14 protein-coding genes and 1 tRNA gene are annotated in these 20,876 nt (G+C 34.2%); 4 read left to right on the forward strand and 11 right to left on the reverse strand.

Features of this window, described 5'->3' with window-relative positions; translation table 11 throughout:
* Nucleotides 1-3: 3 nt before the first annotated feature.
* From K5V07_RS13250 to K5V07_RS13265, 4 genes are read right to left on the reverse strand one after another with little or no spacing between them, the layout of a single operon-like run.
* A complete protein-coding gene (locus K5V07_RS13250) occupies nt 4-528 on the reverse strand; it encodes a DUF3341 domain-containing protein (protein WP_221917844.1) in 525 nt (174 codons plus the stop codon).
* Nucleotides 521-1,924 (reverse strand): NrfD/PsrC family molybdoenzyme membrane anchor subunit, encoded by a 1,404-nt coding sequence (gene nrfD / locus K5V07_RS13255; protein WP_144889577.1) that lies wholly within the window; start codon nt 1,922-1,924, stop codon nt 521-523. The genes K5V07_RS13250 and nrfD overlap by 8 nt, the downstream gene beginning before the upstream one ends.
* 37 nt (nt 1,925-1,961) lie before the next feature.
* Nucleotides 1,962-5,018: a TAT-variant-translocated molybdopterin oxidoreductase gene (locus K5V07_RS13260; RefSeq protein ID WP_221917845.1), complete on the reverse strand. Its 3,057-nt coding sequence runs from the start codon at nt 5,016-5,018 to the stop codon at nt 1,962-1,964.
* A 29-nt stretch (nt 5,019-5,047) separates the two neighbouring features.
* Nucleotides 5,048-6,385, reverse strand: a complete 1,338-nt coding sequence (locus K5V07_RS13265) for a c-type cytochrome (protein WP_221917846.1) — start codon at nt 6,383-6,385, stop codon at nt 5,048-5,050.
* A gap of 215 nt (nt 6,386-6,600) precedes the next feature.
* On the opposite strand from K5V07_RS13265, the gene K5V07_RS13270 reads away from it, so the two are divergent.
* A complete protein-coding gene (locus K5V07_RS13270; RefSeq protein WP_221917847.1) occupies nt 6,601-6,990 on the forward strand; it encodes an SPOR domain-containing protein in 390 nt (129 codons plus the stop codon).
* Between the two features lie 253 nt (nt 6,991-7,243).
* Here the strand turns inward: K5V07_RS13270 and infB are convergent, their stop codons facing one another.
* The 3 genes from infB to rimP form a co-directional block, all read right to left on the reverse strand.
* The gene (gene infB / locus K5V07_RS13275; RefSeq protein WP_221917848.1) at nt 7,244-10,126 is read right to left on the reverse strand and encodes a translation initiation factor IF-2; all 2,883 of its coding nucleotides are present in this window, start codon (nt 10,124-10,126) and stop codon (nt 7,244-7,246) included.
* A 110-nt stretch (nt 10,127-10,236) separates the two neighbouring features.
* On the reverse strand, nt 10,237-11,490 hold the full coding sequence (nusA, locus tag K5V07_RS13280; protein WP_144889586.1) for a transcription termination factor NusA: 1,254 nt from the start codon (nt 11,488-11,490) through the stop codon (nt 10,237-10,239).
* Nucleotides 11,491-11,503: 13 nt separating this feature from the next.
* On the reverse strand, nt 11,504-11,968 hold the full coding sequence (rimP, locus tag K5V07_RS13285) for a ribosome assembly cofactor RimP (RefSeq protein WP_086454356.1): 465 nt from the start codon (nt 11,966-11,968) through the stop codon (nt 11,504-11,506).
* 178 nt (nt 11,969-12,146) lie between these two features.
* On the opposite strand from rimP, the gene K5V07_RS13290 reads away from it, so the two are divergent.
* Nucleotides 12,147-12,971: a universal stress protein gene (locus tag K5V07_RS13290; RefSeq protein ID WP_221917849.1), complete on the forward strand. Its 825-nt coding sequence runs from the start codon at nt 12,147-12,149 to the stop codon at nt 12,969-12,971.
* A gap of 54 nt (nt 12,972-13,025) precedes the next feature.
* On the opposite strand, the gene K5V07_RS13295 is transcribed toward K5V07_RS13290, so the two are convergent.
* Nucleotides 13,026-13,096: transfer RNA gene (locus K5V07_RS13295), tRNA-Gln, on the reverse strand.
* Between the two features lie 251 nt (nt 13,097-13,347).
* Here K5V07_RS13295 and K5V07_RS13300 point away from each other — a divergent pair.
* A complete protein-coding gene (locus K5V07_RS13300; RefSeq protein WP_221917850.1) occupies nt 13,348-16,638 on the forward strand; it encodes a DUF2723 domain-containing protein in 3,291 nt (1,096 codons plus the stop codon).
* 59 nt (nt 16,639-16,697) lie between these two features.
* Entirely contained in the window at nt 16,698-17,333 is a 636-nt protein-coding gene (locus K5V07_RS13305; RefSeq protein ID WP_221918187.1) for a polysaccharide deacetylase family protein, read from the forward strand.
* 10 nt (nt 17,334-17,343) lie between these two features.
* Here the strand turns inward: K5V07_RS13305 and K5V07_RS13310 are convergent, their stop codons facing one another.
* The 3 genes from K5V07_RS13310 to K5V07_RS13320 all read right to left on the reverse strand — a co-directional run bounded on the left by K5V07_RS13310 (nt 17,344) and on the right by K5V07_RS13320 (nt 20,592).
* A complete protein-coding gene (locus K5V07_RS13310; RefSeq protein WP_144889597.1) occupies nt 17,344-17,640 on the reverse strand; it encodes a co-chaperone YbbN in 297 nt (98 codons plus the stop codon).
* A 72-nt stretch (nt 17,641-17,712) separates the two neighbouring features.
* On the reverse strand, nt 17,713-18,948 hold the full coding sequence (locus tag K5V07_RS13315; RefSeq protein WP_221917851.1) for a metallophosphoesterase: 1,236 nt from the start codon (nt 18,946-18,948) through the stop codon (nt 17,713-17,715).
* Nucleotides 18,949-19,095: 147 nt separating this feature from the next.
* On the reverse strand, nt 19,096-20,592 hold the full coding sequence (locus tag K5V07_RS13320; RefSeq protein WP_221917852.1) for a hypothetical protein: 1,497 nt from the start codon (nt 20,590-20,592) through the stop codon (nt 19,096-19,098).
* Nucleotides 20,593-20,876: the final 284 nt, after the last annotated feature.

A 20,876-nucleotide genomic window follows, 5' to 3' on the forward strand; every position in this document is an offset into this window, starting at 1 on the left:
TAATTAATGCTTATCTATTACTTTAACTTCAACCGCACCTGTATTTTGAAAGAAAGAAACTAATTCTTCTTCATTATCATTTACAGCAACTTCCATTAAAAAATGGTCATCTGTAGTTCTTACATCTGGATTCTCAGCTTCTTTAAAAGGCCATAATTTACTTCTCATATAAAAAGTAATAACCATCAAGTGCGCTGCAAAAAATACAGTAAGCTCAAACATAATTGGCACAAATGCAGGCATGTTTTCAATGTAACTGAAGCTAGGCTTACCTCCAATATCTTGAGGCCAATCTTGAATCATAATATAATTCATCATAGCAGTTGCTACCGAAATTCCAACACATCCATACAAGAAAGCACAAATAGCTAATCTTGTAGGGGCTATCCCCATAGCTTTATCCAAACCGTGAACAGGAAATGGACAAAAAACTTCTTCAATATGATGATGAGCTGCTCTAGTCTTCTTTACTGCGTCCATCAAAATATCATCGTCATTATAAATGGCGTATATTACTTTATTACTCATGATGTGAATCTTTATTTGCTTCTCTTGCGCGTTTGTAATTATCTCCAGTTGCTTTTAAAATTGTTTTAACTTCAGCTTGTGCAATAACCGGGAAAGTTCTTGAATAAAGAAGGAACAACACAAAGAAAAAACCAATTGTACCAATGAATATACCAATATCAACAAAGGTAGGTGAAAACATAGTCCATGAAGATGGTAAATAATCTCTATGTAAAGAGGTAACAATAATTACAAATCTTTCAAACCACATTCCAATATTTACAACAATTGATATTATGAATGAAAACATAATACTTGTACGTAATTTTTTGAACCACATAAACTGAGGTGAAAACACATTACAAGTCATCATTGCCCAATAGGCCCACCAGTAAGGTCCAGTAGCTCTGTTTAAGAAAGCATATTGTTCGTACTCTACTCCTGAATACCATGCTACAAAAAGCTCAGTTATATAAGCAACACCCACGATAGAACCCGTAATCATGATTACTATATTCATTAACTCGATGTGCTGTACTGTAATGTATGCTTCTAAATTTGAAACTTTTCTCATAATGATCAACAACGTGTTAACCATAGCGAAACCTGAAAATACAGCCCCAGCAACGAAATATGGAGGAAATATAGTGGTATGCCAACCTGGAATAACCGAGGTAGCAAAGTCCATCGATACAATAGTGTGTACTGACAATACTAGAGGAGTAGCTAAACCAGCAAGAACAAGAGAAACTTCCTCAAAACGTTGCCAATCTTTTGCTCTACCACTCCAACCGAAACTCAAAATTGAATAAACTCTTTTATTAAAAGGAGTTACAGCACGATCTCTAAGCATTGCAAAATCTGGTAATAAACCTGTCCACCAGAAAACTAATGATACAGATAAATAAGTAGAGATTGCAAATACATCCCAAAGTAATGGTGAATTAAAATTTACCCATAATGATCCAAATTGATTTGGTATTGGTAAAACCCAGTAAGCCAACCAAGGACGACCCATGTGAATGATTGGAAATAAACCTGCCTGAATAACCGAAAAAATAGTCATTGCTTCAGCAGAACGGTTAATTGCCATTCTCCATCTTTGACGGAAAAGTAAAAGTACAGCTGAAATAAGTGTACCAGCGTGACCAATACCAACCCACCAAACGAAGTTAGTAATATCCCAAGCCCAACCTACTGTCTTGTTTAAACCCCATGTACCAATACCTGTAGATACAGTGTATACGATACACCCAAGTCCCCAAAGGAAGGCTATTAATGCAATTGAAAATACAATCCACCAATGTTTATTTGCCTTACCTTCAACAGGTGCGGCTACGTCTACAGTTACATCATGATAAGTTTTATCACCTATAACTAAGGGTTTTCTAATGGTTGCTTCGTAGTGAGACGACATAATCCTTTATATTGATTCTTAATTAATTTTTTTTGTACTAAGTATTTCTAACTTTAACATGATAAATCACATTAGGTTTAGTTCCAACATGTTCTAATAAATGATACATTCTATCATCAGCAGCAAGTTTTGCAACTTCAGCATCTTTATCATTTACATCTCCAAAAATCATAGCTCCTGTAGAACATGCATTTGAACATGCAGTTTGGAATTCGCCATCAACAATTGTTCTTCCTTCTCTTTTGGCTTTAAGTATAGTTGCTTGTGTCATTTGAATACACATAGAACATTTCTCCATAACACCTCTTGAACGAACATTAACATCAGGGTTTAAAACCATACGTCCTAAATCATCATTCATATGATAATCAAATTCACTGTTTTTGTTATACAAGAACCAGTTAAAACGACGTACTTTATAAGGACAGTTGTTAGCGCAATAACGTGTACCAACACATCTGTTGTAAGCCATGTGGTTTTGACCTTGACGAGAGTGTGAAGTTGCAGCAACTGGACAAACAGTTTCACAAGGCGCATGGTTACAGTGCTGACACATAACTGGCTGGAAAGAAACTTGAGGATTATCTCCTGCTTTTTCCATTTCATTAAATGTAGACAAAGAACTTGTTAAACCAGCAATATTTTCTTTTCTCTCATTATCTCCCTCAAAAGTACTTTCTGATGAATAGTATCTGTCAATACGCAACCAGTGCATATCACGACTTCTTCTAACCTCAGATTTACCTACAACAGGAACATTATTTTCAGCATGACAAGCGATAACACAAGCTCCACAACCAGTACAAGCATTTAAATCAATTGAAAGATTAAAATGATGACCTGTTGAACGATCAAATGAATCCCATAAATCTACTTTAGTTGCCTCAACTTCTTTATGATCTAAAGAAACCATCGGTTGTTCATTCCATATGTGAGCATCTTTTGTATTGAATATTTCAAGAGAAGTTTCTTTAATAATATCACCTCTACCCATTAATGTCTTTTGACCTTGAACACAAGCAAACTCATGTTCTCCATCAGCTTTAGCTAATGTAATAGATTGAACATTATTGAAACCTTTATATAAAGAGTAAGCGTTTAAACCTACCATCATTTCTTCTTTCAAAGCAGCTTTGCGACCATAACCTAAAGCTAAACCTACAGTTCCAACAGCTTGACCAGGTTGTACAATTACAGGTACATTTTCAAGTTTTAAACCATCTGCAGTCGTAATTGTAGCATAACTTCCGTTTAAACCTCCGTTAGCAACAATCTCATTAGACAATTCATATTTAATTGCATCAGCATTAGATACAGTTACATAATTATCCCAAGACACTCTTGTAATAGGATCTGGAAACTCTTGTAACCATGGGTTATTTGCCTGCTGACCATCACCTAAACCTGTTTTGGTATACAATACTAACTCAAGACCTTGAGACGCCTTAGTAGCAGCTAACGCATTTGCAGCAGCAGAATAATCAGCACTTCCCGTACCTACAGTTGGAACAGTAGAAACAAAAACACCATCATGTAATACTTTATTCCAAGATGATCCTGAAATAATTGAAGAACTAGTATTTTTAATATAATCATAAAAAGAACCTGCAGTTCCGTTTAATGATAACAAAACATCTTGAAATTGTTTTGTATTGAAAAGCGGACGAATAGTTGGCTGAGTCAAAGAATAAGTTCCTTTAACCAGACTTAAGTCATTCCAAGATTCTAAATAATGAGGAACAGCAGCAGCTACTGTAGACAACAAAGCCGTTTCATCTTCTTTCAATGAAAATGCAACTGATGTTTTAACTTTCTTTAAACCTTCTTGAAAACTTACGCTATCTGCTAAAGTATATACAGGATTCACACCACTCATGATAAGAGTATGAACTTTCCCAGCTTTCATATCAGCTATTAATTGAGATACATTAGATGCTGAACCTTTTCTAATTTGTCTTAAACCTGCAGTAACAAATGACTCACTAGCAAGAGCTTGATTAATCGCCAAAACTAGTAATTGAGCATTTTTATCTTGAATTCCAGAAACTAAAACACCTTTACTTCCAGCTGCTCTTAACTGTTGTGCAGCTTTGGTAACTTCTGATTTAAATTTATCTTCAAGTTTAACCGAAACAGAAGAACCTGTTACAATATTGTATATGTGAACTAAAGCTTGCTTTTGGGCTGAAACAGACATTGGCAAACGCTTGTCAGCAGCAGCTCCAGATAAAGTCATATTAGACTCTAATTGGAAATGACGTGACATTTTTCCAGCTTTTGGTATTCTACCTTTAGCATAACCAGTATCAAAACTTCCTCCTTGCCAGTCTCCAAGGAAATCAGCTCCTACAGAAACAATCAAAGAAGCTTTAGAAAAATCATAATCTACTAATGCTCTTTCACCATAAACCAATTCAAAAGCATCAAGAGCTTCAGACTCTGATACAGCATCATAAACTATATGTTTAGAATTAGGATTTTTTGATACAAATTCAGAAATCAATCTTTCAGTAGATGGACTAGCTAATGTATTTGTTAAAAGAACAACCTGTCCTCCTTTAGCTTTTGCATCTGCAATACTTGATTTAATCTTAGCATCAACAGCAGACCAAGTTGAATCTTTCCCCTCAATCTTTGGCTCTTTAAGACGCATACTATCATACAACGATAAGATAGATGCATGAATCCTTGCATTTGCTGTAAATTTAGCTCCAGCAATAGTATTATTATCAATCTTAATAGGACGTCCTTCTCTGGTTTTCACCAAAAGATTTGCAAAATCAAATCCGTCAAAAACTGAAGTAGCGTAATAATCCGCAACTCCAGGAATAATTTGCTCAGGTTGAAGAACGTATGGTATTGATTTATTAACAGGACCCTCACATGCTGCCAAAGTAGCAGCAGCAGTACTAAAACCAACGTACTTTAAGAAATCACGACGTGATGTTGAAGAAGATGATAATGCATCACTATTTCCTAAAAATTCATCATTAGGAATTTCTTCAACAAATTCGTTATTTCTTAGCGCCTCAACAATAGAACTATTTTGGTCTAGTTCCTCAACACTTTTCCAGTATTTTTTGTTTGATGACATATATAAATATTAAAATCTTAATAATTTGATTAATAGTGGCATTTACCACACTCTAAACCACCCATTTGTGCAGCAGTCAACTTATCTACACCATATTTTTTAGAAAGCTCATCATGGATTTTAGTGTAATATTCATTACCCTCCATTTTAACCTCAGTTTTTCTATGACAATCAATACACCATCCCATTGTTAACGGAGCAAACTGTTTTTGAATTTCATATTCTTGAACTGGACCGTGACATGTTTGACATTCAATTCCAGCAACAGTTACGTGTTGTGAGTGATTAAAGTAAACAAAATCTGGAAGATTGTGAATACGAACCCATTTTACTGGCTGCGTTTTCCCTGTATATGTTTGAGTTGCTTGATCCCAACCAACAGCCGTGTATAACTTTTGAATTTGCTCATCATAAAAAGCCTTACTGTACTCTGGAGTGGCAGTTGTCTCAGCAACTTCAGCAATGTTTTTATGGCAGTTCATACATATATTAAGTGATGGAATACCTCCGTTTTTACTTACACGTGCAGCTGAGTGACAGTATTTACAGTTTATTTCATTATCCCCAGCATGAATTCTGTGTGAGTAATGTATTGGCTGTATTGGCTCATACCCTTGATCAACACCTACCTGCATAAAGAAACCATACACATAATAAGCACTTGTAAGAAGTAAGAAAATAACAGTTACCAAAATCAAAAATTGATTTTTAGCAAACGCTTGCCAAATTGGAGTTGTTTTAGCTTTTGGCTCAACTACTATCCCGTTTGCTTTTGCAACTTTAGACAGAACTTTGTTTACTAAAACTAACATTACTACCAACACTACTAATACTAGTGCAAGAGCAACTAATATAAGATTGTTTGAAATACCGCTATCAGCAACTGGACCACCAGGAACTGCAGTAGTACCATCCGTTGGCGGAACAACTTTATCCGCTTTTGGCTCAGAAGTGTAAGCTATAATGTTATCAATATCAGCATTTGATAATTGAGGAAAAGAAGACATTACTGACTTGTTGTTTTCTTCAAAAACCTTAACGGCTTGAGCATCACCTGATTTAATCAAGTCTGAACTGTTTTTTACCCACTTATAAAGCCATGCCATTTCGTACTTACCAGCAATACCTCTAAGTGCAGGCCCTGTAGCTTTAGCATCTAACTTGTGACATGCAGCACAATTTGCATTAAACAATTCTTTACCTTTAGCAGCATCTCCACCAGAAGCAGCAGCAGGAGCCGCGGCCGCATCAGGAGCAGCAACAGCGGCAGCTTCTTGAGCAAATGAAGTGAAAGAGAAAATTAACGATAAGGCTACGCCTAAAAATAATTTTCTTGTGATCGAATTATGGTTACCCACCTTTTTCATATAGTATAATGATTATCTACTAAAAATTGGCACAGTCTTTACTAATAGACTTAGAAGGACTGCTCCTTTGTTTAAAATATTGGACAAAAATACGATATAAGAACTATTCTCAAAACCCTAAAATAGTCTTAATTTCAATTTATATTTATTCTAAATAACGTATTTGATTTGGTATTAAACACTAAATATTAATTTTGCATAAAAACATACACATTATGAGAATTTTAAGCCTGAAAGCTTCACTTATCGCCATTATTTCAACAGCATTTTTTCATTCGAAATCAACTGCACAACAGCAAAATATTTCCATAAAACAAGACTCAAAATTTGAGCAATTGCTTACAGAAAAAAGAAAAACAAATCAATCAAACACTGTAAATGACCGTTTTAAAATTCAAATTTACAGTGGCGATAGTGAGAAAGCAAAATCGACATTAAATGAATTTAGACAAGAGTTTAATGACATTGAGGGAACCATCGTATTCTTTGCGCCAAATTATAAAGTTTGGATAGGGAATTTCAAATCTAGAATAGAAGCTGAAAGACATATAGTAGCTATCAAAAAAAAGTATCCAAATCTCAATTTGATTCGTCCCAACAAATAAAGATTGTATAAAACTCTTAAACACATCCACTAAAGCCGTTCTTTTTGAATGGCTTTTTTTTATACACAAAGAAGTAAAAAAATTTAATTAAAAGAGCATAGGATTGAAAAATTACAAAACGCATAAAATGATAGGTATTACTGAATATCATTAATAAATTTAAACCTCTTCAATTACAAAATACCATTTTACAAAAAGTACTAAAATAAAAAAATCCCGACGAATCGGGATTTTAAAACTATAATACAAAAAATTATTTCAATTTCTTTTTAACAGCAACTTCATGGTAAGATTCAATAACATCACGTTCTTCAATGTCATTATATCCTTTAATTTGAATACCACAATCGTATCCTTTGGCTACGTCTCTAACGTCATCTTTAAAACGTTTAAGAGCTAATAACTCTCCAGTGAATACAACTACACCATCACGAATAACACGCATCTTGGCATTCTTAACAATTTTACCATCCATAACCATACTTCCGGCAATAGAACCAACTTTAGAAATTTTGAAAATCTCTCTAATCTCAGCTGTACCAAGGATTTCTTCTTTCATTTCAGGAGCTAACATTCCTTCCATTGCATCTTTCAAGTCATCGATAGCTGCATAGATAATAGAGTAATAACGGATATCTATTTCTTCTTTGTCTGCTAATTGTCTTGCATTTCCAGCTGGACGAACATTAAATCCAATAATAATTGCATCTGAAGCAGAAGCCAACATTACATCAGTTTCTGTAATTGCTCCAACACCTTTATGGATAATATTAATTTGTATTTCTTCAGTAGATAATTTAGAGAACGAATCAGACAATGCTTCAACAGATCCATCAACATCTCCCTTAAGGATAATGTTCAATTCTTTAAATTGACCCAATGCTATTCTACGTCCAATTTCGTCTAATGTAATATGACGCTGAGTACGTACTGACTGCTCACGCATCAATTGAGAACGTTTTGAAGCAATTTGTTTCGCTTCTTTTTCGTCTTCAAAAATATTGAACTTATCACCCGCTGTTGCTGCTCCATCAAGACCAAGAACTGAAACCGGAGTCGAAGGACCCGCAACAGTTACAATGTTCCCTCTTTCGTCATGCATAGCTTTAATTTTACCATGATGCTTACCAGCCAACATATAATCTCCAATTTTCAAAGTTCCATTTTGAACTAAAATCGTAGAAACATATCCTTTTCCTTTGTCCAAGAATGCCTCAACAACAGTTCCTTGTGCCGCTTTGTTTGGGTTTGATTTTAGATCTAAAAGTTCAGCTTCAAGCAATACTTTTTCTAACAATTCTTTTACACCTGTTCCTACTTTAGCAGAAATATCATGTGATTGAATTTTTCCACCCCAATCTTCAACAAGTAAATTCATACCGGCTAATCTTTCTTTTACTTTTTCAGGATTAGCATTTGGCTTATCAATTTTATTGATAGCAAATATGATAGGAACACCTGCTGCTTGAGCATGGCTAATTGCTTCTTTAGTTTGTGGCATGATGTCATCATCAGCAGCAATCACAATAATAGCAATATCGGTAACTTGAGCTCCACGCGCACGCATCGCAGTAAACGCTTCGTGACCCGGTGTATCTAAGAATGCTATTTTTTGTCCGTTATCCAAAGTTACTCCGTAGGCACCAATATGTTGTGTAATTCCTCCAGATTCACCTGCAATTACGTTTTCTTTACGAATGTAATCCAGTAACGATGTCTTACCGTGATCGACGTGACCCATTACCGTTACAATTGGCGCTCTAAAAACTAAATCTTCTTCTCTATCTTCAACAACCTGAATTGCTTCTTCGATATCAACAGTGATAAATTCAACTTCATAACCAAACTCATCAGCAACAATAGTCAACGTTTCTGCATCAAGACGTTGGTTCATGGTAACCATGATTCCAAGTGACATACACGTACCAATAACTTTAGTAATTGGCACATCCATCATGATTGCAATTTCACCTACAGTAACAAATTCAGTAACCTTAATAGTTTTACTTCCTTCGTCTAAAGCTCTTTGCTCATCATCAGATTTCTGACGGTGCGTATCTCTTTTATCTCTTCTGTATTTAGCAGCTTTAGATTTACCACCTTTACCTTGTAGTTTCTCTAAAGTCTCTCTAATTTGATTTTTAACTTCTTCTTCTGTTGGCTCAACTTTTGCAACAATTGCAGGTCTGTTTCCTTTTACGAAACCAGGTCTTGCACTTCTATTTGCATTAAATCCACCACCACCAGTGTTAGGCGTAATTTTATTAGGATTTGGAGCACCTGGAACAGCAGGAGGCCTTGGCGCACCTGGCTTAGGAGCTATCCTTTTACGTTTATTCTTATTGGCATTAGCTGCCGCAGAACCTGGAGCACCTGGCTTATTAGGTGTAATCTTTGGTTCTTCTTTTTTCTTTTTAGGTTTATTGAATTGTGATAAATCAATAATCTGCCCTGTTAGAGTAGTACCAGATAATTTTTGGTATTGAGTGGTAATAGTTTCGTCAGCAGCAACCTCTTCAGATTTTACCGGTTCAACTTTTTCAACAACCTTAGGAGCTTCAGGTGTTTCAGCTACAGGTTCCTTCACTACTTCTTTTGGAGCAATTACAGGTTTTGATTCTTTCACATCTGAAGTAATTTTAGTATCCAAAGGTTTCGGAACAATTTTATTTTCTGCTGGCGTAATCTTTACAGCAGGAACCTCTACACTTTTAGGTGCAGACTCTACTTTTGGCACTTCTTTTACAGGAGGGACAATTGCAGCTTTTTTTGGATTTAAATCAATCTTACCTACTTGAACAGGTCCAGATATCACCGCTCTTGCTTTGATAACTTCCTGTTGTTTTGCTCGTTCTTCATCAAGTTTACGTTTATCCTCGATTTCTTTTTCTCGCTCTAAACGTAATGCTTCCTTCTCTTTTCTTTTCTCTTCTCCCACTTCTTTAGAAGCTTCTTTATTCCCTTTGTCACCAGCAAATTGACCGCACAAAACATTGTATATATCGTCAGAAATTTTTGCGTTTGGATTTGCATCGATTGCAATTCCCTTATCTTTTAGATAATCCACAGCTCTTTCCAAAGAAATATTCAATTCCCTTAAAACTTTGTTTATTCTAATAATTCTCTCTTCAGACATAAAACCTTTTTATATTTACCTTTTTTGTTATTCCTCACTTTACTCCTATTCGATACCTACCGAACTAGATTTATTGTAAAATGGCATGTTTATAGTTGAAGACCCGTTGACTAACTGTCAAATTCCTCTTTTAATATTCTCATTACATCTAAGATTGTTTCCTCTTCTAGATCTGTTCTTCTAACTAAGTCATCTACATCTTGGCTCAAGATACTTTTTGCAGTATCCAAACCAATTTTAGCAAATTCCTCAATAACCCAATCCTCAATTTCATCTGAAAATTCAGTTAACTCAACGTCATCCTCATCAGCAGTAGCACCAGCTACATCACCCTCACGAATCACGTCTAATTCATATCCTGTCAATAATCCAGCTAATTTAATATTGTGTCCTCCACGACCAATAGCCTTAGAAACTTCCTCTAATTTCAAGAAAACTTCAGCTCTTTTAGTTTCCTCATTGATTTTAATTGAAGAAACTTTTGCTGGACTTAAAGCACGTGTTATTAATAACTGAATATTACTAGTATAATTGATAACATCAATATTCTCATTTCCTAATTCACGAACAATACCATGAATTCTAGAACCTTTCATTCCAACACAAGCACCTACAGGATCAATTCTATCGTCATAAGAATCTACGGCTACTTTTGCTTTTTCACCAGGTATTCTTACCACTTTTTTAACCATTATTAAACCGTCAAAAACTTCAGGAATTTCTTGTTCAAATAATTTCTCTAAAAACTTCTCAGAAGTTCTAGACATAATTATTTGCGGTTTATTCCCTTTCAATTCAACACTTTCTATAATACCTCTAACGTTATCACCTTTACGGAAAAAGTCAGATGGAATTTGCTTTTCTTTAGGTAATACAATCTCATTCCCCTCATCATCTACTAAAATAACAACTCTAGGGCGCACATGATGTACTTCGGCAGTATAAATATCTCCAATTAAATCCTTGAATTGCTTGTAAAGATTCGTATTGTCGTGCTCATGTATTTTTGAAATCAAGTTTTGACGTAAAGCAAGAATAGCTCTACGCCCCAAATCAATAAGTTTTACCTCTTCAGATACTTCTTCACCAATTTCAAAATCTGGTTCAATTTTTCTAGCTTCTGTTAAAGTTATTTCAAGGTGATCAAAGTCTAAATCTTCATCCGCAACGATTACTCTTCTTTGCCATATCTCCATATCACCCTTATCAGGATTTATGATGATGTCAAAATTATCATCTGAACCGTACTTTTTCTTCAATGCATTTCTAAATACATCTTCTAAAATTGCCATAAGCGTTACACGATCAATGAGTTTATCATCTTTAAACTCTGAAAATGAATCGATTAATGCTAAATTTTCCATGCGAATTCTTTAATTAAAATGTTACTGTAACAATTGCTTCTTTAATATCTCCATAAGGAAGTTGTAATTCCTTTTGAATTGTCTCTTTCCCCTTACCTATTTTTTTAGGCTCTCTTGCTTGCCATGACAAAATTACAAAATCATCATTAGCATCTACTAATTCTGCTTCAATAATTTCTGTATTTGTCTTCACAATCAAGGTTCTACCTATATTTTTCTTGTATTGCCTTACTTGTTTCAAGGCAGATCCAACTCCTACTGAGGCCACTTCAAGAGAATAATCTTGCTCTTCTCTATCTAGTTTACTATCAATATATTTACTCACATCAATACAGTCTTGCAAGGCCACACCTTGATCTCCATCTAGCGCAACAATAACTTTAAAAGCATCTGTAACTACTAGGTCAATTAGAAATATCGAGGGCTTCTCTGCTAAGCAGTCGCTCAAAACTGAATGTAACTTTTCTTTAAATGTCATATTTTTATAAAAAGAGGGGACTATTCGTCCCCTCATTATCTAGTTTTTAATAAATAACGGTGCAAAGATAGTGTTTTTTTACAAATTAAAATAATTGACCGCTTTAAAAAAAATTCTTATCTTTAATATCAAGTTAAAAACAACTTGTTGATTGCCATAATTTAACACCTATTTGATTATGAAACACATTTTAGTTCCCACTGATTTTTCTGAACAAGCTGAATACGCATTAAAAGCCGCAGCTCAACTTGCTAAAAAAAACAACGCATCTATTTATCTCTTACATTTATTAGAACTTCCTAGCCAAATGAGCGATGCTGTTTCGAGCGGAAAAAGCATTCCTGAAGTAATTTTATTTATTCGAAAGGCAAATGAAAGACTGGAGAATATAAAATCACAATCTTACCTAGACGGCATTGTGGTAGAAAGTAGCGTTCAGCTAGAGAAAGCATTTTCTGGAATTTTATCCTTTAATGAAACTAACGAAATTGATTTAATTATTATGGGCTCACACGGAAGCTCAAACACAGAACACTTATTAATAGGCTCAAATACCGAGAAAGTAGTTCGGCTATCCAAAGCTCCCGTTTTAGTTATCAAGAAAGATCCCGGCGAATTTCAGATCGAAAAAATAGTTTTCGCATCTGATTTTTCGAAAGAAACCAAAAAACCTTTTAAGAAACTGCTGAAATTTAGTCAAGATACAAATGCAAAACTGCTTTTAGTCATGATTAATACTCCAAACAGTTTTAAAACCACTCAAAAAAGCGATCAAATTTTAGAAAAATTCCTTAGAAAACATGATTTAGAAAACAACTCCACCCACGTATACAATGATACGAATGTTGAAAACGGCATTACTAATTTTGCTAAAAGTAAAGAAGCCGACTTAATTAGCATTTGCACACACGGAAGAACAAGATTATCCCACTTTTTTAGCGGGAGCATTAGTCAAGGATTGATAAATCATGAATCTAGACCGGTTCTTACTTTCAGAATCTAAATTCAAAACGTATTCTAAACAAAAAAACCTCTCGATTGAGAGGTTTTTTTTAAGTTGGTCTACTAGGACTCGAACCTAGAAAGACTGCACCAAAAACAGTTGTGTTACCATTACACCATAGACCAGTAAAATGCTTTGCTGTATTATTGCTTAGCGAGTGCAAATTTATACTATTTTTTAGTTTGCACAAATTTTTTTTACATTTTTATCAAAAAAAATTCATTCCGTTTTAAAAAAAGTTCTTGATTTAGTTGAAAAATATTCATAATCAACACGTTATTAATTAGAGATAGTTTTTTAGAAAATAATGTTAATGCTATGTGGGTTAAACAAAAAAACATTTTCTTTGTAACTTAAATAATATAATATTTGATACATGGATAAAACAGCATTCAATTTCAACAAATGGAATACGATCATTGGTTGGATTACTTTTGGGATAGCATTGATAACATATACTTTGACGGTTGAACCTACCATGAGTTTTTGGGATTGCGGAGAGTATATTGCTACAGCTGCAAAATTAGAAGTGGGTCATCCGCCGGGCGCTCCTTTGTACCAAATGATTGGAGCCTTTTTTGCCATGTTTGCTTTAGATAATACCAAGATTGCATTGATGGTAAATATGGTATCTGTTTTTTCTAGTGCCTTTACTATTTTATTTATGTTCTGGTCTTCATCAATGATTTTGAGAAAAATTGTTGGTCGATTTGCATCTACGACTGAATTAAATTCAAACAATGATATTGTTATTTTAGGAAGTTCATTTGTAGGCGCATTGGCGTACACTTTCTCAGATAGTTTTTGGTACAATGCCGTTGAAGCCGAAGTGTATGCTATGGCCTCACTGTTGATTGCATTATTGTTTTGGCTTGGTTTGCGCTGGGAACAAGACATGGATAAACCAAGAGGTAATAAATGGTTGCTCATTATTTCACTTGTAGTGGGACTTTCTTTTGGAGTGCACTTTATGGCATTATTAACCATTCCTGCAATTGGGTTTTTATATTTTTTCAAAAATTATGAAAAGGTGACTATCAAAAGTTTCATTATTGCGAATGTCGTAGTGATTTCTATTTTGTTATTTATTTTTAAATTGTTACTACCACTAACGATGGCTTTCTTTGGTAAAACCGAAGTTTTTATGGTAAATAATTTAGGATTACCTTTTGACTCTGGGACATTGTTCGTAGCCTTGTTAATAGCTGTTTTGTTTTATTTTGGTTTGCAATACACTAAGAAAAAACAGCTAGTAACATATAATACTTTACTGCTATGTATCCTTTTCATCCTAATTGGTTTTTCCACCTGGATGATGTTACCTATTCGTGCCAATGCAAATACAGTAATAAATGAAAACAAACCATCGGATGCTCGCGAAGTTCTTGCCTATTACAACAGAGAACAATACGGAGTAAATCCTTTATTTTATGGTCCACAATACACTGAGAATTTTGCTGGTCTAGACAAAGACAATCCGTATTTAGACAAAGCACCAAATTACGAGCGTGATTATAAAACTGGTAAATACGTTATTGTAAATAATTTCAAAAACGCAGACCAAAATTCTGATGACAATCACAAAACCATCTTACCAAGAATGTGGAGTGCTGATCATATTGAGAATTATATGAACTTTTCAAATCCTCCAGCATTTAGATTAAATCCTGATTATCCTTATGAAGACGATCTTGCCAAATATGGTATTGACCCTAGCCAATTAAGCGAAGAAGATTACAACAAAGCCATAGCCCAACTGAAAAATGAAACTGAAAAAATTGTAAACGAGTTCAGACAAGCTTATGCGCAACAACAAATTGACAATGAAGGATACGTTAAATTCTTGAAAAGTTATGGCGATTATTTACTTATTGACAAACCTACCACTGTTGACAATTTAGGTTTTATGGTTGAGTATCAATTTGGCTATATGTACTGGAGGTATTTAATGTGGAATTTTGTTGGTAGACAAAATGATGTGCAAGGAAGATACGATTATCTTGATGGAAACTGGTTGAGCGGGATATCCTTTATAGATGAATTGCATTTAGGAAGCCAAGATAACCTACCTTCGGATGTGGTTAACAACAAAGGTCGAAATGTATATTTCTTTTTACCTTTTATTCTAGGACTTATTGGTTTAATGTATCATGCCAATAAAGATTTAAGGAGCTTTTACGTTCTACTTGCCTTATTTCTTTTTACAGGAATTGCATTGAAAATATACCTCAACGAGAGACCATTTGAACCACGAGAGCGAGATTATGCTCTTGTAGGATCGTTTTATGTATTTGCTATCTGGATTGGTTTTGGCGTATATGCATTATATGAGAGCGCTCAAAAATACTTAGCCCCAAAAATTGCTGGACCAATAATGATTAGCGCTTGTTTACTTGCCGCTCCCGTATTAATGGCTTCTCAAAACTGGGATGATCATGACCGTTCAGGCAAATCTACTGCAGTAGCCATGGCAAAAGCATACTTAACCTCATGTGATCCTAATGCTATTTTGTTCACCATTGGGGATAACGATACTTTCCCATTATGGTATGCCCAAGAAATTGAAGGTGTAAGAACTGACATTAAAATTGTAAATACTAGTTTGTTCATGACCGATTGGTATATTGATCAAATGAAAACCAAAACATACGAATCAGATGCATTGCCGATTTCATTTACGCATGATCAATACGTGGGTGACAAATTAGACTACGTAGCATTTATCCCTAAAATAGATACTCGTTGGGATATTAAAGATTTGATTGATTTTATTAAAAATCCAAAATCAACGGTTGAAATGCAAAACGGACAAACGATTCATTTTTATCCTACTAACAAAATCAGAATTCCAGTTGATAAAAATACAATTATCAAAAATAAAGTTGTTTCAGCGCAATACTTTGATTCTATAGTTCCATACATTGACATTGATGTTAGCAAGAATGCCTTGTATAAAAACCGATTGATGATGCTAGATATAGTTGCAAATAACAACTGGAAACGCCCTATCTATTTTAGTGGTGGTGCCTTTGATAACGAAGATTATATTTGGATGAAAGAGTACTTACAACTAGAAGGAATGGTATACAAACTAGTTCCTGTTAAAACTACTTTACCTAAAGATGCAAGCCCTCTTGACATGGGACAATTGGATTCAGATAAAATGTATGATATTGTTATGAAATGGGAATGGGGTAACGGAGAAAGCCCAACTATTTATCATGATCCAGAAACCAGACGCAACAGTATTAATTATAGATCTTACTTGTCTCGATTGATGAAACAGCTTATCAAGGAAGGTAAAACTGAGAAAGCTAAAAAAGTCATAAATCTAGCTATGACTAAACTTCCTGTGGAATATTTTGATTACTATTCTCTTGTAGAGCCTTTTGCTGATGGATATTATAAAACAGGTGAAAAAGTAAAAGCACAACAATTACTAGATAAATTAACTCAAAAATACCGTGAGAATCTTAATTATTACGGCGGGTTAAAAGCTAGTGACCAGTCCAGTATAGTAATTCCTATTGTTACAGATATAGAGCGATACAGAAGCTTACTAAAAGTAATGAAAGAGAATAATGACTTAGAGTTCTACAACAAGCACAGAGCTACATTTAATACTTACATAAAAATGTTTGAACGTTTTGAACGTGATAGAGAATAAATAAAACAGCATTTAAAATAGCGGCAATCATGTCGCTATTTTTTTTAACTTTTTTTGAGATGAAATTGTACTGGGTAAAAACTAATAAACTAATTAAGACACTTTTCTCAAAATGGATTTGGGACATTCCAAGTACAGAAAAAGTGGTATATCTCTCTTTTGATGACGGTCCCACCCCCGAAGTAACGACATGGGTACTTGAGGAGTTAAAAAAACACCATTTTAAAGCTACATTTTTTTGTATAGGTGATAACATTCGTAAATATCCCGATATATTCAAAAAAATCATAAGTGAAGGCCATACTATAGGGAATCACACCTACAACCACTTAAACGGATGGAAGACATCAACGCAAAACTTCATCGACAACGCGCAGCTTTGTCAGGAAATCATTGACAATAATGGAAATTCAAATTCTAAAATTTTTCGTCCACCATATGGTAAAATGAAAACGACTCAATCAAAAGCTTTATTAAAATTGGGCTATAAAATAATTATGTGGGATGTATTAAGCGCTGATTTTGATAGAAATATTACAGAGCAAGAATGTTTGAATAATGTAGTTATGAACCTGCAGCCAGGGAGTATTGTTGTATTTCACGATAGTATAAAAGCTTTTGAAAAACTAAAATACGTTTTACCTGCAACCTTACAATATTTACAGGACAATAACTATGAAGCGAAAGTTTTATAGGAAATAATGATTAATACTGTTCTTGAACAATACTAATAAGAGTATTTGCATCGAGTTCTCCAGATTGCCTCCAGATCATTTGGCCTTGCTTGTAAATCATCAATGTTGGGAGTCCTTTAATTCGCAGTGCATTTGCTAATTCTTGGTTTTTATCAACATCTATCTTTATCACTTTAGCTTTATCGCCAAGAGCAGCTGCTACATCTCTTATAACAGGATGCATGGCTACCGAAGATTCATTCCAATCCGTATAAAAATCAATTAATACGGGCACTTGAGTATGTAAAAGTTCTCCAAATTTTGACATAAACCTTAATATTTAGTTTTCTAAATGAAATAAAAGAGATTGATAATATACAAATGTAACATTTTTAACGAATTATGCCACATTAGGGGCTTTTTTTAGTTCAATTACTGTTATTTCCGGCATGATTCCTACTCTTCCAGGATAGGCATGAAAACCAAAACCTCTATTTACATAAACATACCTACCAACATTTTCGTATAAACCCGCCCATTGTTCATATACGTATTGCACTAAACTCCATTTGAAATAACCTGGAATTTCAATACCAAATTGCATTCCATGAGTATGGCCAGAAAGCGTAAGTTGAAAATGTCTTTTATCGTGCTGAACAACTTTGTTCCAGTGTGAAGGATCATGGCTCATAAGTATTTTAAAATCTTGTTTTTGTAATGATCCAGATGCTTTGTCTAAATCTCCAGCTTGTTTAAAATTGTGACCCCAATTTTCAACACCTACAAGAGCTATTTGATCATTGCCTTTCTTTATAAAAGTATGCTCGTTAAGCAATAAGTTAAAGCCTATTTGTCCGTAAAGCTTTTTTATATCCTCAAAGTTCTCCTCTTTTTCTTGCTCGGTTTTCCAAGTTACATATTCCCCATAATCATGATTCCCTAATACAGAAAATTTTCCGTACTCGTGTTTATCGATTTTGTTGAACGTTTCTATCCAAGGGTGCATCTCTTTGGCATGCGTATTTACAATATCACCCGTAAACAATATTAAATCAGAACCTTGCTCATTGATCAAATCAATTGCGTGTTGTATTTTATCTGGATTGTCAAAACTACCACTATGAACATCTGATATTTGCGTAATCGTAAATCCATCAAAGGCATCTGGTAAATCCGGAAAAAAAATACGTTGCTTGATTACTTTATAATTATACTTACCAACTGTAATACCATATATAAGAGACAGAAAAGGTACAGCAGCAAGACCTAAACCTATTTGACTCACAAATTTTCTACGTGAGTTAAAAAAATCTTTGCTTTCATCATAATTTGAAAAATAGTTCAAAGTTCCCACACCTAACCGGTACAGATCTTCTCCTAAAAGTACAATTGTAAAAATAATTTTAGGAAGATAAACCAAAAGCAACAACGCCATAGTAAACATTGTTTTTTGTGTTTGTCCTACGCTCCTATCAAATTGCATTAGGGCGTAAACAATGTATATTGAAAAAGCAACACTAGCAATTTGAATACTATATAAAATGGACTTGTTCTTAATGATGGTTTTAAAAACTTGAAAAGTATAAATTTCTAAAACCAAAAGAAACAAACACAATAAGACTACACGAAAAATCATTTGAAAATATTTAAGACAAAATAACAAAAGAAAAAAGCAAACAAGACTTGTATTAAATAAAATTTAACGGTTGATGATACTTTCAATTCATAAAAAACCCCAAAAAACACTTTGGGGTTGAAGAAAAAGTTTGAATAAGAAATAATATTACTTTATTACAAGTGTCATGTTAGGAGTAATCATATTATCTGAAGTTAATGTTGACGTAAAACGCTGTGCATATATTTCAACATAATCATTAGTATTCATTTCAATCAAAGCATTTAATGGTAATACCACAATATCACTTGCAACAGTTCCGCGTCCGTAGATCTTATATTTAGAAACTGGTGTACCATTGAGCGCAACATAAATTATATAAGTACCAGGATTAGTCACTTGAAAAGAAATAGAACCTGTTACTTGAAAAAAACGTTTCTTTTTCCCTAGATATTGCAATTTGTTATTCTGTCCTCCATTAGAAAATCGATACAAATTAGATGAAGTAGAAACTCCTTGAACTTTTAGCGTATTGCTAGGGTTTGAGGTATTAAAAGTTGTAGCTGCGCCTGAGCCTACAGCATAATCTACAGAGAATTCACCTACTGCACTAGCATCAGTTTCAGTTGGGATACCTGCACAACGCACGTTCCAACTGTTGTTAAAGTTATATCCAGGATACGTGCCAGTGGTATAACCATTTACATACTTTCCTGTAGAAAGGGTGCCAGTAAAAACAACCGTTTCCATTACTGCATCGCCAGTAATTGTTAGCGAAGGATCTGACACATCTACTCCAACTGCAGCAAGATTCACCTCAGAAAAGCCTCCTTGTTTTTCAATTAGGGAAAAAGTACCAGTAAATTTCTCATATGTTCCCAAGTTATTTCCAAACCATCCTGCATTGCTGATTAAAACTCTAGTAATATTATCATAAACAATACCTGTAGTGTTACCCGCATATTGCACTATACTAACGAAAACCAAGCCAAAACCAGATATAGAACCAACGTTAGAACAACCAAGAACGAGTGCATCTCTAAAAATTAGCGTTTGGGCAGCTGTGCCACTTAGGTTAAAAACTTTACCACCGCCAGTAACCTGAATGGTAACGTTCCTGAGACTTCCGCCCGTAGCACCATCAAAAAGGTTCCCAGAAGTCCTAACTATTTTATCATCCGCCGAATCCTCACCTGAAATATAAGCCCCATTTAAATCTATTGGTAAATCAAAAGTCACTGTTCCATTTATTTCGTAATAGGTATTTGGGTCCAAGACATATTTGGCATTTGATCCTGCGGTTTTTTCAGCAGCTAAAACTGTTGCAAGCACATCGGTCGATTTAATGAGTTTAAATTTTGATCTTCCTGTTGTAGCACTACTGACCTGGTTCCAAGAAGTGATCCCTTGATTGTAATGGTAAAATGATTTCAAATCAGTATCATAAACCATCAAGCCATCAGCTGGAGATGCAATGGCTAAGCGCTGTGCTGTAGTCATTCTTGGCGTAAGCATTCCTTGAGTGGTTGACGAAACATCAAGTACTGAACTTGCATGAGGAGTAATAGTTCCTACACCTACTTGTGCAAAAGTATTTGCTGCTAGTATCAAGAAAAATAATAGAGCAACTTGAAACACTCTTTTTGTAAAATAATTTTCTTTCATGATCAAAATGTATTTAAGATATTAAAAAACTACAACATTGTTTGGTTTTAAACTTATTGTAAATATAAAAATAAAATATCGATTAAATGCATTTTTAACCGACTAAATACATTATTATCTCATTTAAAAGTAACAAATCTTACAATAAGTGAATAGCATTTTTATTTTTAAAGTTATTTATCCTAAAAATTCTAGCCAAGGTGTAATGAAATACAAATGCATAAAAATTGAAAAGCTAAGGTTCATAATCATACAAGTTTTGTACTTTTGAACTTTACAAAAAA

Origin of the sequence: Flavobacterium sp. CHNK8 (assembly GCF_019774515.1) — a bacterium.
Taxonomy (GTDB): domain Bacteria; phylum Bacteroidota; class Bacteroidia; order Flavobacteriales; family Flavobacteriaceae; genus Flavobacterium; species Flavobacterium tiangeerense.